This is a genomic window from Natrinema hispanicum (assembly GCF_004217335.1).
In the GTDB taxonomy this organism is placed as follows: domain Archaea; phylum Halobacteriota; class Halobacteria; order Halobacteriales; family Natrialbaceae; genus Natrinema; species Natrinema hispanicum.
Genome location: NZ_SHMP01000007.1, coordinates 259,688 through 273,730, shown reverse-complemented (window position 1 = coordinate 273,730; position 14,043 = coordinate 259,688). Strand labels below are relative to the sequence as shown.

The following is a 14,043-nucleotide window of genomic DNA, read 5'->3' as shown; positions in this document are numbered from 1 at the left end:
AGTCATTGATCAAGGAGTGAGTACCCGTCTTGAGTCAGAGTCAGGCCGGTGTAGAACTGGATACGTTCCCCGTCCACTCTAGAGCGATCAACGTCGAAGTCAACAACATCCTGTAACTTTCGAGTGAACCAGCCCTTGGTTGTCCCATTAACATCCTGCTGCTCAGTCCAGATATCGTACGCCTGAAACAGATCATCCTGTGATACTCTAGCACCCTCGATCTGTCTGACATACATTGCTGCAAACGCCTCCACACCATCTCCGGTTGGATCGATCTCGATCGACTCGTCCATCGCTGACGAATCAGAACTTGGTAATGCTGACGGCCCGTTCTGATCAGTATCAGCGACCGGGTTGTCAAATTGGGCTGACTCACCAGTCGGTCCAGTAGGCCACAACTCCTCGCGACCAGGGTTTGCGGGGAGCCGATATGTCTCACCAGACTGGAAAACCAGTGGGCCGCCACCGGGTGGTAGAATCAACACGACATAACTGTCACGCGAATAGTCTGCGTCTGGCAGGTCGACAGCAGGAATGAACGGTCGTTTGATCAGCGTCCAGTCCTGCTCAAAGTCGTCTTTGGAGTCGTATACATGGGTCTCTCCAGCCTGATAGACAGTATACTGGCCAGTTTCATGGTCATGGCTGTAATAGGCCGGAACACTGTCCTTCGAGAGTACTCCGTCATCAGGGACGCGAGCAAACTCTGTGTTCCCATCGGAAAGGACGTACTCACCGTTGTCGCGCGTCCAGACAGTCTGATTTGTCTCGGTCGTCCGTGGTCGAACCGCAGTGACGCCGCCGTGAGCCGTCGCACCACCGCCGAAGGTCACAACCTCGTCGCAGTTATAGAACTGTTCAGTGCCGTCCGTTCGCTCTCGGAACGGCGGTGAGAGAATACTCTCGACTCGTGACGCCACTTGTGTCTCAGACTTACCAGGACGGACAACGAAGATCGGAATGCGGTCTTCCTCGTGAGCGCGTTTGAGATTCTGCAGAACCTTCGCCGGTCGGTCTGGCGTCGTTGTCTCAGCCTCGATGTTAAACACCACATCGTGATCTGGGTGCGTCGCAACGGCGTCAGGTTGCTCGCTCCCATCTTGCTCGAGGATCTCGACACTGAACCCGCGTTCAGTGAGCGCTACCTCAGTATCCAGAAGCACTGCGTCGTGGCTGGTTCCACCAGCTGAGCCAACAGTGCCCGTCTTGGGCCGGACCAACTCTTCACCCTCGTCGGTGAGCCGAGCGACGATCTCATCGTTCTGCAGGTCGACCTCGATCAACCGCGAGGCATCGCGCACGTCCGGCAGGTCTTCGTATGCATAGTCAATCTCGGGCTCGGTTTTCTCGAGGCGAGCCACGAGTTCCTCGTCAACAGCCGTGACCTCGACCCAGCCATTTGCCTCTCGTGCACCCTCTCGAATTTGGACTGTGCGGAGAGCTTCTGCCATTGTCTCACCCAGTATCTTCGTCGGGTTGGCGGCTTCATTGGCGTCGCTGTAGATGAGGTTCTGGAGGATCTCTGCGTCCGTTAGCGGGTCAGTTCCGTAGCGCTCTAAACTCTGTTCGATAAGATCGTCGACAGTCTCGGTTGACCGAAGCGGTGGATACGGCGGGAACGAGTTGATGAGGACCGGCTCAGAATAGCGCCCACCCTCGAGCGGAAGTTTCGTCCAGGCCTTGTACTGATCAGTTGAGATCAAATCCTCCGCCGTGTAACCCTGAAACCGCTTCATTAGCAGTTGGGCGTCGTCGACATCGTTGACCGAGAAGGCAAGAAGGTTATCACAGTTGTTCTGCATCGCTTTCAGCGTATCCTCATCGAACTGCGAGGGGTACTGGGAAGCGAGCGTCACCGATAGTCGCATCGAACGAGCACGGGCCAGCATCGACTCGATATCAAGATTGTCGCTAGCAATGTCGTCGAACTCGTCACACAGGACAAAATAGGGGTCTGGATCGGTATCGCGTTCGTACGACCGGTGCTGAATGGCACTCCAGAGGTTGCGCATCACACCGAGCGTGACCATCTTCTTGATATCTGTATTCTCGACGGGCGTTCGAACGATAACGATCCGATCGTTGTCGATGATGTCTCGGAAATCGATCGTACTCTCACGATGGGCAATGATCCGACGAATCACCGAATTCTCGACCCATGACTTGATCCGTTTCAGGAGGGGACGGATCGTCTCCTCCTCCATATTCGCAATCTCGAGGCAGAACTCCCTGATGTAGGGATCCTCAACGTCGAGGGCGAAGTCTTCGCGCCGCTCGGCGTTGAGCAACGTGAAGTACATGTCGATGATCGAGAACGGCTTCTCCGATTTCATCATCGCTCGAGCCATTGACTCGGTGATCGCCTCCATGTTGATGCCCCAGTAGTCGGAGGTGTCGAAGACCGCTTTCAGGTTCTCGACTCGGTTTTCGATCTCGTTCTCGAGTTCTTCGGTCGTCTCGCACTCGGGCACCTCAAGGAAGTTCATCCCGATCGTCTTCTCATGGGTGGTCGAACCGGGCTCAATCCAGACCACGTCCTCGAGTCGATGTTCAGGGAGTTTGCGCAGGAGCTCTCGAGAGTCTCGGCCTTTCGGATCGAAGTACGTGAAGCCATAGCCGGAGTAGGCCCACTGGACCATCATATTCAGTAGCGCTGTAGTTTTCCCGTAGCCAGTGGTGCCCGTAATCCAGATATGGCGGAAAAGCGAGTCAAAGCGGAGTGGAACTTCACGGAAGCCCCGCTGTGGGTCCTTATCGTAGCCGACCCAGAGTGGTGCAGACGGTGTCTCGACGCCTGCCTCGAACATCTCGCGGACAAATGGTCCTGCAACAGTGCCCTCCTGAGCCGTTTCGGTGATAGCTTGCTTCCCTCCGATGGAACTGGTCTTCTGCTCATCGATATCGTATGTCTCGCCGAGTTGGGATTGGGGAGCCGGTGGTGAATCGAGCGGAGAGTCACCGTCACCAGTAGCTTGTGTCGCTGGCTCGGTCACCATATCTTCTGTTGCCTCTTCGGAGTTGCTACGGTCAAAGAATCGATCAAACACCATCGTGTCCTCTGTTAGTAACGTTGTGTTCGGTGGAAGCGCTGCTACCGGTGGACTGTTCGTATTGGCCTAGATCGGCAGGGGCGCGGTCACCACGTCGGGTATATCGCCAGTCGATATTCGGCGTCTCAATCTCTGCATTGGGGATGTGTGCGACGCCGGCGAGTTCGTCGACGGTCATAATCATGTGCCGGTCGATCCACTCGCGGTCACACATTCGCTCAACGAACTGTCGAAGCTGCGTGGCATGTTTGCGCTCTCGCCGATGCCAAACAGGGTTGTCGTCAAGGCCCTGTTCAGTGATCGCGTTGTAGTACTTCCTGAACATCCCCGCGACGCCACGAGCACGGGCCTCAGCCTCGTCTTGCTCGCTCGAGGCAGCAAGCACGCGCGAATGTTCACGTGGAAGGCCTGCTGGCCACGTTGCTGTTCGATGGTTTTCGCAGCCTGTTTGTCCTTCTCGCATCACACCTGTCTCTGGTTCGTGCAGTGTGACTCCGGCATTCAGACGGTCAACGATCGACGGGAGAGATGGGTTCTTGTTTTCCATTATCAGATTATGCTTAGCCATAGGTAATTTCCTATAATAATAGTTTACCCAAATATATTTTACAGAGAACGTTACTACGCATACCAATTTATCGTCTAACTTGGTGCAACTCAGAAATAGTCAATTGCCAAATCAGTATCTCTAATCTGGAATATCCCATGCAGTGTCGGTCGAAGATTGAGCTGGACTTGCCAGTAGAGTCACAATCCCAGTTTCAACCAGAGGACGCGTATCTCGAATTAATTATCATTCCGATATTTCTTCCTGTACATCTGCGCGTGGAAGTTCCACAACGAATGTTGAACCACACGGCTCATTATCTTCAACTCGAATATTACCGCCATACGATTCAACTAGCGTCCATACCAAAGAGAGACCTCCGCCCCTGTCTGTCTCCGTTCCGTTCGTATTGAACAGTGTTTCTTTCTGTTTGTCAGAAATACCTGGCCCGTTGTCGCTGACAGTCATCCTGACAGTATCCACGTCAGCCTTCACCATGACTTCGATCAGAGAATCATCCCGATCGTTGTGTTCGACAGCGTTCTCAAGTAGGTTGTCTACAACCGACCGAAGACTGGCGTTTGCAGTGACGAGTGCTTGGTCTGGAAGATGAGTTGTTACAGCAGCACTGGACGAGGTCTCAACTTGAGAAGCCAGTTCAGCAATAACCGCAGCAAGATTAACTGGCTCAAGATCGGTTTCACCGATTAGTGAGTCAATGATTGCACGAGTAGCTTCAATTCGTGTAAGCGCTTCCCCGGTTTTCTCAGAAATCACCTCGAGATTATCACTTTCTGTCTCAGCAGTTGCAGGGGTTTGCTGATGGCTGATGAGTTCAGTATAGCCTTGGATCACAGTTAGATCATTACGGAGATCGTGACGGATGAGATCATTGACAAACACCAGTGTATCACTAACCTTTTCAGCGCGCCGAGCGTCGGCATGTGCTCGAGCGTTGTAATAGCCGGCGATCATTCCTGCAATCGCTCCTGCCTCAACTGCAATCAGAAGTGGAAAGACAGGTTCGGCGATAGGACGTCCTTCGAACAGTCGTACAAGAACTGTTGTTCCCATTGCGATCAGAAACACGACGCCTCCTATGAGAGACCAACTAACGACGATCCATCGACTTTTGAGTGTGAACTCGATTTGAGAGAGACAGTATCCCGCATAGATGAGTCCAAGTGCAGGCACCCCATCCAACAAAAGCGCAACCAGTGGCCCGATTAGAGTATTCAATACAAGAATTTCATGTGCATAGTGAACACCTGCAATCAGAAACAGTATCGCCCCGAACGCCATGAGGAGAAACGGCGACTGCTCCCTCATCTGGCGTTGATCCATATTCCGGGATAGCTATCGTTTCCTTATACGAATTCTGAATCGCTAGGCCTTGTAGTCCGAGTGTCAAGTTACTGTACCGAAACAAGAATAATGTTTCTATTATGTATTATTATGGAACGCACAAACAGCACGCATATTGATTACACCCTTCTATACAGTTCTTGTACCCTGCAAAAATACTGGACAGAGACCAACATGAGTTTTTCAAAGTTCGGATGGAACTCAAAAGCCAGAGATCGGAGACGAAACCAGTTGTGGATCTTGTGGGACGTGCCGATCTCGGCTGGCGTGGACAAGTGTTCCCCCTGACTTGTGATCGAGGAAGGGGCAACGATACAGGAGTGTAGGTTGACCCACCTTGTCCGCGCCAACCCGTCATATGTCCCATAGAGTTATCAACTTATTCCCTAACTGTACTAAGACGGTTGACTACATATTCTCCGAGAGATATGAATAGCCGACTTGCCTCCTGCTGTCTTCTGGGCTGTCTTCCCACTCTCAAGGACGTCGACAATCTCGGCGGACTCAACATCATGTGTGAGGTGACGATCGTCGGCCAGTTGCTAAGCGTGTTCGACAACTCGAGATCAGCCTGTTCGTAGGAACTGAGAACTCGGTCAATGCGACTGCGACCAGGGAAACCCCTTGTCAGTCGGTCGGTCGGTCGGTCAGTGCTATCATCGCCATTAGCCGTGGCTTCAGATATCAACTTCCGAATCTTGCAGAAACGCCGGCCAGAGGCCGACGTTGGCACACTCATGTCCCAGGTGGTGTGTCAGTGGTAGGTGATCTGAGATCCTGATGGCACCAGACAGTGGTGGAGCAATCCCAGTTGCGGCGAGGAGCCGTGTGTCTCGAATCGACTGCATTCCCTGTCTGGAGATCGATTAGAGCCACACTGTCCCTCCCCACGTGTGCTCTTAGGATATGTCTCGTATGAATCTGTCGAATAAGTTACCAGAATGTAAATAGTTAATAATGATCACCAATAACAATCAATTGCCTCCAACTCCCCCATGTTGACGGAGGCACTACCCCCCATCCCCATCGCCGACACTATTTCCCAGTCCAAGTGGGAGAGGACCTGGATTCGCTTCAAGTCAAAAGCGAGCTCGATATCCGCCTTCCGGAATTCCATAGCGGTGAGTCTGAGTATGTCATGCAGTGCCTCGTCATGACCAGCGCTGTTCAAGTTTGGTGCACAACACCGCTTTCGGATCTCTATTTCTCCAGCTTAGCCAGTAATAAGTTCTCCACGATATCATAGAAATTGGTATATTTGGCGTCACATATTAGTGCTCGAAAGGTCTATCCACCACTATGGAAAGAAGTCTTGGGGAAGAGAGTAATATTTCTTTGCAGATAGTTGATTGCGTTGCTAAAAGAGAACACACGGATCCACTGGAACTTCCCCCATTGTATGATGCGGTCGATCCAGATGCGCTCGACGATCTCTTTACGTCGGGACGTCAGAACGGGACGACCCAATCTGGCCGGATCAAGTTCCAATACAATGGCTATACGGTTATTGTCGAATTCGACAACGGACCAGAAATCACGGTCAAAGAGGAGCCAGAGCTCGTTGAGTAACACAATCGAACGAAAAATCACTTCTCAAGACAGGGTACCGACGGAGCCACCGAACGCTACCCTTTCCAGGTTGTACTGTTTGTCCCAGATGGCTCGTGTAGAGACGAGTATTCGACACGGTCCGTGTGTCTGAGTTGTGCCTCTGACTGAGCGTGAGCGCTATCTCCCCACCGCCTATCCTCACGCCCAAGTCACTGTCTGTATCACAGCCATATCAGTCTTTATGGTTTGACACAATACTACACAATAGTTCATTGTGGTCTGTTGAATGGGGTATCATCATACCAGTCCACGAGGTCATTGACATCCACCCCGAGAAGGGACAATCGCGTGCAGACCACAACTGAGCGGTCATGATCACACCCGTTGTGAGTGCGATCATAGCTATCACTGCAGAATGAGCGTTAGAGGGACAAACACTGTCTCTGAAAGGGAGGGTCTTCTCCTACACCTGCAGCTAGCGATAGCGGCGACGTCGTCAAACGAAGACGACGACCAAATCCGTTCGTTTGCTCGTCAGAGAGATTCTCCCTCTCGGGATGGATTCAGCCGTTCTCTCACACCCCCACCATGCTGGTTCGGGTCACAACGGGTGTGACGCCACCAGTGACCTGTCCATCCGAGTCGAGCAATTCGAGATGGTGATAGCGGGCCTCGAGCAGTCCCTCAGCAGTCTCGATGTCCATCGCGATGATCTCCGTCGGCGTCTGTTTCGCAGAAACACGACGCTCGGTGACATCGATGTCCGAACTTCCGAGCGCGACCATCTCGTCCCACACGCGTTTGAGTGTCTGTGCGTGGGGGCGCTTTCCGAGGATTGCAGTGAGCGCATCCCGGACATCGTCTCGCGTCCAGAAAATGCTGCTTCCGTTCGTACGCTTGGTTGCGAACTCGTTCCAGCGCTTCATCACAAGGAGTGCCCGGAATCGGTTCTTCCGCGGCGTCCCCTGGTCGACGAGGTGTTTTTTGACGCGGTGCTGGCGGCAGTTCGCAAGGAAATCCAGCGGACTGCTCGAGGGCTCGATGCCACCTGGCAGTTCCTCTGGATCCTCGCGATCGAACGCAGTCTCACCAGTCTCGGCAATCGACTTGGCCTGCTCTGCGTTCGCATTTGCAGTCTTCGCGATTTCCTTTGCATGGTCAGCCGTCTCGTCGGTTTCGGCAACCGACTCGGTGATCTCGTGGAGTTGACCGGCGATCTCCTTTCGGTTGCGATCGGCGCGGTTTTGTTCCTGCTGGAGTTCGTCAACACGCTCCTCGAGGCGGTCGATCGTCTGTGACTGCTCTTGGATGATGGCCCACATCTCTGCGCGACTCGGGAGTTCATCATCACCGTCGTGGGCCGTCAGGTCTGTGCTGGTGTGCGTATCGACGCTGTCGAAGCCAAGAGCGGCGGCAACGTCATGATCAGTGGGCGTTTCTGCGTCAACTGCGTCCGGATCTTTTCCAATTGTCATGGAGGGTCGTTGTGGTCGTGTGCTGCTGGTTGTCGGTCGAGGCGCGCTGCTGCTGGGGAGAGAGACGACTCTCGAAGGAGACGAGACGCCGTGCTGGACAGAGCCACAGCTCCTCGAGAGGCAAACTTTTATATCGATCCGGGTCGCAGGAGTAGGTAGCCAACCAGGGGGCGAATTGACGCCCCCGTTCTCCTGCAACCCACATCGATGAGCGGTGGGTATATTCTCCTATCTTCTTGCCTCACTGATAGTCATGGATGTCACTTAAAACTAGGAGTCCTCACTAGCGGCTCTTCCTCAGTATCGAACTACGGTAATCGCAAGCAGGCTCACGCATTATCCCCGATAAAACCAGTGCCAGACCGTCGTCAACATGCATCGAGAGCCATGGACTGTATCCAAGGACGACAAACGAGTACCAGTGGGGACTGTCCGAGATGTCTGGGCCCGTATTCGGGACGATATTGCTATGTGGCCCGAGTAGTCAGTCTATTGTATACAGAAGATGTCGGCAACTGAACAGGGAGTGGGTCGTGAGGCCAGATATACGCTGCTCACGGTGTTCCTCGTCGGACTCCGACGCCGGGATCCAGGCGCGGTCGTCAATGCCGTCGTTGCGGCAATCGGCACATACCTTCCCACGGTCGTCACGCGTGCGTATGGTGTTAAACTCCAGCCGTGGCAGCGAGCTTACGTGAACACCGCGATGGTTACTCATGCTGTCGGCATGCTCGGTCCCTATGACGACGTCTGGTGGTGGGATCACCTTACACACGCACATTCCTCGTCGATTCTGGCCGGAATCGTCTATGTGGTCAGTCGCAGGAAGGGGCGCGATCCTGGCCCACGAGTCGTTGCCGCCGTCATTAGTTTCGGGCTTGTCTGGGAAACCATCGAGTATGCTATTCACGCAACGGCGAAACGCCTGGATCTCGAGCCGATACTCGTCACGTACGGCCGGAAAGACACGTTCTTGGACATTGTCTTCGATCTGGTCGGCGCATTACTCGTGGTTGCGTTCGGTGACCGTGTTCTTGACGAGCTCGCGGCCAACGAGTAGCCGGTCTGGCAGCAGTCAGTCGTTTCGTAGCAGTGGTGTATTTCGTCCTCAGCCTCAGTGTCAGTTGAGACCCATCGCTTCGATCTGTTCTTGATACCGATTCCGAATGGTAACCTCAGTCACCTGTGCAACCTCAGCAACTTCCCTTTGGGTCTTTTTCTCGTTACAGAGGAGTGATGCCGCATAAATGGCTGCTGCCGCAAATCCCGTTGGCGACTTCCCTGAAAGCAGACCCTGTTCAGCAGACTCATCGATAATTTCGATCGCCTTCATCTTCACTTCTTCACTTGCCTCGAGGTCAGAACAAAACCGTGGGACGTACTCTTTAGGGTCGGCTGGTTTCATCTCGAGGGAAAGTTCCTTGGCAATATAGCGATATGTGCGGCCGATTTCCTTCTTCCCAACGCGAGAGACCTCAGTCACTTCTTCAAGACTCCGCGGAATCCCCTCTTGGCGACAGCCAGCGTAGAGACAGCTCGTGGCGACGCCCTCGATAGACCGTCCACGAATCAAGTCATTGCTGAGCGCTTGTCGGTAGATCACTGATGAGACCTCTCGAACAGAACGGGGGACACCGAGTGACGACGCCATGCGATCGATTTCCGAAAGCGCAAACTGGAGGTTTCGTTCACCTGCATCCTTGGTTCGAATCCGTTCTTGCCATTTGCGCAGTCGATTCAACTGATTCCGCTTCTTTGAGGAGATCGATCTTCCGTGTGCGTCCTTGTTTTTCCAGTCGATCTGGGTGGTCAACCCTTTGTCGTGCATCGTCTGGGTTGTGGGTGCACCAACCCGGCTTTTGTTCTGCCGTTCGGCATGATTGAACGCGCGCCATTCTGGCCCGTGGTCGATATTTTGCTCTTCGATAACGAGGCCGCACTCCTCACAAATGATTTCGTTACTATCGTTGCTAGCAACGAGAGCGCCTGAATCGCATTCAGGGCACGTCTGCTCTTCACTCTCATTTTCGTCGGCTTCCGTTACCGACATCTGGTCACGCTCGCGCTGCTGCGTTGGCCGCACCATGAATAGACATTCTGACTACTCGTATTGAATTCCAATAATGATTTTGCCCCATCTTCCAGAATTATTGGCTGTGGTGAATCGCCATACGGCATTGGATTTACCTAGATCACGGCACGCTTGATGTTATAGACGGCACACATCAGGACGATTTCACGGAACTCTCGATACCAGCTTCGCGCACGCACGGCATCGCCGAGCGTGCGCTTAATCACCGAGAAAACGGTCTCAGACAACGCTCTCTGGCCATAGAGAGTCCTGAACTAAATTCATCACCATCCATACAATTCGCTCAATAACTGTCGGACTCGATATACCGGCCAATAACGTTCCTGATCGAGGAGGTGTCACGATGGCAGATGCTAAACGGTTAGTTCCTCTAGGGGCGCGTAACTGATAATGAGCAATGCCAGCCCACCTGATCAGACACAACCTGACCGCGATCCCCCCGAACAAGAACAGGTCCGTGAAGCAGTTGAGCGGTCACGAAGCGGCGCACCGGCAGTCGGTGCAGTTGTTCGCGATCGTTTCTCGTCGGACGAGATCTTCCAGCGAATCGTCGCCGCAGCCGACGAGGAGGTTACCTCCGGGAGTCGCGAACTGTTCTTCAGCGCTCTAGCCGCCGGCTTCGCGATCACGATCACGTTCTTACTGTATGCGTCTCTGACAGCGTCGACCGACGGCCATCCGATCTTAAGCAAACTCCTGTACCCGCTTGGCTTTATTTATATCATCATCGGTGGCTACCAGCTCTACACCGAGAACACGCTGCCGCCGGTTGCGTTGACCTTAGAACGGCTCGCGAGTATTCCAGCATTGCTGCGCCACTGGTTGATCGTCCTCGCGGGCAACTTCACGGGCGGTGCCCTCGGTGCGATCGCGCTGTCATGGGGTGGGGTTTTCGACGAGCCAGCAGCCACTGCAGCGATGGAATTGGCCCAAAAAGGCGTCGCGACGCCGTGGTGGACGCTGTTCTCTAAGGCAGCGTTCGCGGGCCTGATTGTCGCTGGCGTCGTCTGGATCGTCTACGCCTCCCAAGACACCATCTCGCGGCTCGTCGTCGTCTACATGGCCTTCCTCGCGATTCCGCTTGGTAATCTGTTTCACGTCGTCGTCTCCTTTACTGAGATGGTCTACATGGTGCTGGCAGGCGAACTCGCCCTCATCGTCGGCGTGACCGAGTTCGTTCTGCCGGTCTTGCTCGGAAACACCATCGGCGGCATCGTGCTGGTCACCGTCGTCAACTACTTCCAGACCAGCGAACGCCGTCTCGAGTCAGCCCGGTTTGAGGGTGCCGATCGCCAGCTCTCGATTCGGGAGTGGCTGTTCGGTAGCCGCGCAGGCCGGTCGTACGTCCCGTTGATCGACACTGCCGAAACTCACGGGACTGGCAACGGTGACTATCGCGTGGTCGTCCCGATCGCGAATCCGCGAACCGAGTCGACGATCGTCGATCTCGCCTGTACCCTCGCCAGTGGCCACGAGAACGCGACTGTTCACGCCGTCCATATCGTCCAGATGCCGGGTCGCGCCTCGATGCGTTACGGGGCTGGACAGACCGACCGGATCGTCTCTGAATCCGAACAGCGGATGGAAACCGTCCGACAGCGGGCGCGATCCTACGACGTCGGCTACGAGACGTCGACCGTCGTCTCCCACCGCTCGTTCGAGGACGTCCTCCACACCGCGGAACGCGAACGCGCCGACCTCGTGGTCCTCGGCTGGGGTGACGACCGACCGTGGGGCGAGGGTCGTGCCGAAGGCCGGATCGACGAACTAACCAGCAACCTCCCCAGTGACTTCCTCATCCTCAAGGATCGGGATCTGGACACCTCGCGTGTCCTCCTCCCGACCGCTGGCGGTCCGGATTCGGATCTGAGTGCCGAGGTCGCGCGGACGCTTCGCGACCACGCCGACGCGGAGATCACGCTCCAGCACGTCGTCGCCAGCCCGGACGACCGCGAGCGCGGCGAACAGTTCCTCACCGAGTGGGCCACAGAACGCGACCTCGAGGACGCCGACCTCGTCGTCGACGATTCCGGCAACGTCGAACGGGCAATCTGTCGACAGGCCGAAGATCACTCGCTTATCCTTATCGGCGCAACAGAGGAGGGTGTGATCTCGCGGCTGATGAGTGACTCACTGCACATGGATATTGTCAACGAGATTGATAGTTCAGTGCTGCTTGCCGAACGACCGAGTGATCGAACTGTATTCCAACGACTGTTCGGCCACTGGTAGTCGCGGACACACATTATGTCACCGTGAACCGCCACGGGCGCGGTGGCCCGTGGCTTCCCGTGGATTAGTCGGACACACCCGCGACACCATCGGCGTGGTGACCTCTGGCGGTGTCGTGGGTCACGGTCGGCTGGGTCACACAGCCCGATGCCTGCCGTCGCAGCTTCCGCACGTTGGGAAGCGTCTTGAGAGCAGGCACATTCCTATCCAGTGTCGCCAATCCCTTCTTGGCGATGTTGATAGCCGCGTTCCGGTCAGCGTGGTCTTGCCGCCCACAATCCACGCACTTGAATCGCTTCTTGTTCCGGTTTGCACGAGTTGTCTGCTCACACTCGGTGAGTGAACACGCCTGACTCGTGTATTCCGGGTTGATTTCGTCGGACGGAACCCCCTGGAACGCGGCTTTGTACGTGATGAACTCTCGAAGTTTGCGGAACGGAAGTGAGTGGAGGCGACGGTTCATCCGGGTGCCATAGTCAATCGAGTCCCGCATCTCTTTGAGGTCTTCAAAGACGATAACGGACTTCTCAAACTGAGACACCCACTCCACGACTTGTCGAGAGACTTTGTGGAGTTGGTCGTGGACAAACCGTTCCTCTTGTTGCTCGAACGCCCGGTCGAACGACGACTTCCCGTTGTTTTGCATCCGCTTTCGCATCGTGAAATATCGATGGTGTTCCTCCTTGATTTCAGGGAAGTCGATGACCACCGAATCAACGATATCGTCCTCGTGGAGGGCAGCGAGCCCAACGCAGTCCTCGTTAATATCCACACCCACCACCATTCGTGAATCCTCTTTGTCTCGGACATTGGCCTCCGTGTGGGTGATGGTGATGTGGAGTTCGTACTTCTCGTTCCGCCTCATTGCTTCTGCCGTTCCGACACGCCACGCATCGGATTGGATGGCGTGGCGGAGTTGTTCGAGGGCGTCGGGTGACCCGCAAAGAGTGCCTTTCACCGGGGTGTATGGCTTCGCGCTGAGACGGTAACGGATACAGTTGTCTTCGAGGAACAGGTTGTACCCTTCCTCGTAGTTTGACCGGAGCGGGTACGCGCTGTCTGTGGTGTGGCTGGGTTGGTTGTAGTCGTCGTGCTCGTAATAGTTTTCCATCGCTTCGAGCGACTTCTGTACGACGAGTTGGGCGGTGTTGTTCACGAGGTCGGCGTCAGACTCCAAGTCTTTCCGAATCTCATCCCAGTCATCACCGTTCTTTGCTCGGCGGATGGTTTCGTTGTACACGCAGCGGGCTTCGAGGAAGGCGTCGTCCAGAAGTTGCTGACCGGACTCGTCTGGGTGGAGTTGGAAGACGAGTGTTTTGGTCAGCGACTTCTGCATATTCTAATCGTGGTACTGCGGTCTTGTAAAGGTATGAAAGAAGAGTGATAGGTTGGCCGAGTGTCGGGCTTCACCCCCGACCACGGTGGGTCGGGGTACTCACCCTCGTTTCTCTAGTATAGATTACGCGATTCACCCTCGGGGTCAAGCCCCGAGGCACTCTCGCTGTATCTCTGTAGACAACTTAATAACTAGACCATGACAACCGTCCGCCGGACAGCTGACATCACTTCACCCGTTCAGCGGCGGGACCGCTATCGGACGAGTGTGCCGATGTCTCGCTGAGGATGACAATGTTGTCGTCTGTGATTTCTTTTATTTCTGGCTTACCTCATTGTGCTCCTTTGTGTATGCCTTGATACAGGACATACCCGACGAAACTTGAGAGATATGCG

At 54.7% G+C, this 14,043-nt stretch carries 9 protein-coding genes and 2 pseudogenes; 4 read left to right on the top strand and 7 right to left on the bottom strand.

What is annotated here, in order from left to right; translation table 11 throughout:
• Positions 1-2: 2 nt before the first annotated feature.
• From BDK88_RS17890 to BDK88_RS17880, 3 genes and pseudogenes are all read right to left on the bottom strand, one after another.
• Entirely contained in the window at positions 3-3,050 is a 3,048-nt protein-coding gene (locus BDK88_RS17890) for a type IV secretory system conjugative DNA transfer family protein (RefSeq protein WP_207225315.1), read from the bottom strand.
• A pseudogene (locus tag BDK88_RS17885) lies at positions 3,040-3,509 on the bottom strand (hypothetical protein); the annotation flags it as partial. The pseudogene BDK88_RS17885 and the gene BDK88_RS17890, both read right to left, overlap by 11 nt.
• Before the next feature lie 334 nt (positions 3,510-3,843).
• Complete coding sequence (locus BDK88_RS17880; protein WP_242611688.1) at positions 3,844-4,941, bottom strand: ATP-binding protein; 1,098 nt, start codon at positions 4,939-4,941, stop codon at positions 3,844-3,846.
• Positions 4,942-5,390: 449 nt separating this feature from the next.
• Between BDK88_RS17880 and BDK88_RS21360 the strand changes: the two genes are divergently transcribed.
• Positions 5,391-5,543: a hypothetical protein gene (locus BDK88_RS21360; RefSeq protein WP_165396986.1), complete on the top strand. Its 153-nt coding sequence runs from the start codon at positions 5,391-5,393 to the stop codon at positions 5,541-5,543.
• A 718-nt stretch (positions 5,544-6,261) separates the two neighbouring features.
• Positions 6,262-6,531, top strand: a complete 270-nt coding sequence (locus BDK88_RS17875; protein ID WP_130501541.1) for a HalOD1 output domain-containing protein — start codon at positions 6,262-6,264, stop codon at positions 6,529-6,531.
• Between the two features lie 557 nt (positions 6,532-7,088).
• Here BDK88_RS17875 and BDK88_RS17870 read toward each other — a convergent pair.
• The gene (locus BDK88_RS17870; protein WP_130501540.1) at positions 7,089-7,988 is read right to left on the bottom strand and encodes a coiled-coil domain-containing protein; all 900 of its coding nucleotides are present in this window, start codon (positions 7,986-7,988) and stop codon (positions 7,089-7,091) included.
• A gap of 505 nt (positions 7,989-8,493) precedes the next feature.
• Between BDK88_RS17870 and BDK88_RS17865 the strand changes: the two genes are divergently transcribed.
• Positions 8,494-9,048, top strand: coding sequence for a hypothetical protein (locus BDK88_RS17865; protein WP_130501539.1), 555 nt, complete (start codon positions 8,494-8,496; stop codon positions 9,046-9,048).
• A gap of 60 nt (positions 9,049-9,108) precedes the next feature.
• Here the strand turns inward: BDK88_RS17865 and BDK88_RS17860 are convergent, their stop codons facing one another.
• Together BDK88_RS17860 and BDK88_RS17855 are read right to left on the bottom strand one after the other, a co-directional pair.
• A complete protein-coding gene (locus BDK88_RS17860; protein ID WP_130501538.1) occupies positions 9,109-10,074 on the bottom strand; it encodes a transcription initiation factor IIB in 966 nt (321 codons plus the stop codon).
• A 101-nt stretch (positions 10,075-10,175) separates the two neighbouring features.
• Positions 10,176-10,322, bottom strand: a pseudogene (locus BDK88_RS17855) (transposase); the annotation flags it as partial.
• A 148-nt stretch (positions 10,323-10,470) separates the two neighbouring features.
• On the opposite strand from BDK88_RS17855, the gene BDK88_RS17850 reads away from it, so the two are divergent.
• Positions 10,471-12,312, top strand: coding sequence for a formate/nitrite transporter family protein (locus BDK88_RS17850; protein WP_130501537.1), 1,842 nt, complete (start codon positions 10,471-10,473; stop codon positions 12,310-12,312).
• 64 nt (positions 12,313-12,376) lie between these two features.
• Here the strand turns inward: BDK88_RS17850 and BDK88_RS17845 are convergent, their stop codons facing one another.
• Complete coding sequence (locus BDK88_RS17845; RefSeq protein WP_130501536.1) at positions 12,377-13,648, bottom strand: RNA-guided endonuclease InsQ/TnpB family protein; 1,272 nt, start codon at positions 13,646-13,648, stop codon at positions 12,377-12,379.
• Positions 13,649-14,043 lie beyond the last annotated feature (395 nt).

Excerpts from the sequence above, each read along its gene's own strand:
- BDK88_RS17890 (WP_207225315.1), bottom strand. The coding sequence starts at position 3,050 with ATGGTGTTTGATCGATTCTTTGACCGTAGCAACTCCGAAGAGGCAACA.
- BDK88_RS17875 (WP_130501541.1), top strand. The coding sequence starts at position 6,262 with ATGGAAAGAAGTCTTGGGGAAGAGAGTAATATTTCTTTGCAGATAGTT.
- BDK88_RS17880 (WP_242611688.1), bottom strand. The coding sequence starts at position 4,941 with ATGGATCAACGCCAGATGAGGGAGCAGTCGCCGTTTCTCCTCATGGCG.
- BDK88_RS17850 (WP_130501537.1), top strand. The coding sequence starts at position 10,471 with ATGAGCAATGCCAGCCCACCTGATCAGACACAACCTGACCGCGATCCC.
- BDK88_RS21360 (WP_165396986.1), top strand. The coding sequence starts at position 5,391 with ATGAATAGCCGACTTGCCTCCTGCTGTCTTCTGGGCTGTCTTCCCACT.
- BDK88_RS17870 (WP_130501540.1), bottom strand. The coding sequence starts at position 7,988 with ATGACAATTGGAAAAGATCCGGACGCAGTTGACGCAGAAACGCCCACT.
- BDK88_RS17865 (WP_130501539.1), top strand. The coding sequence starts at position 8,494 with ATGTCGGCAACTGAACAGGGAGTGGGTCGTGAGGCCAGATATACGCTG.
- BDK88_RS17860 (WP_130501538.1), bottom strand. The coding sequence starts at position 10,074 with ATGGTGCGGCCAACGCAGCAGCGCGAGCGTGACCAGATGTCGGTAACG.
- BDK88_RS17845 (WP_130501536.1), bottom strand. The coding sequence starts at position 13,648 with ATGCAGAAGTCGCTGACCAAAACACTCGTCTTCCAACTCCACCCAGAC.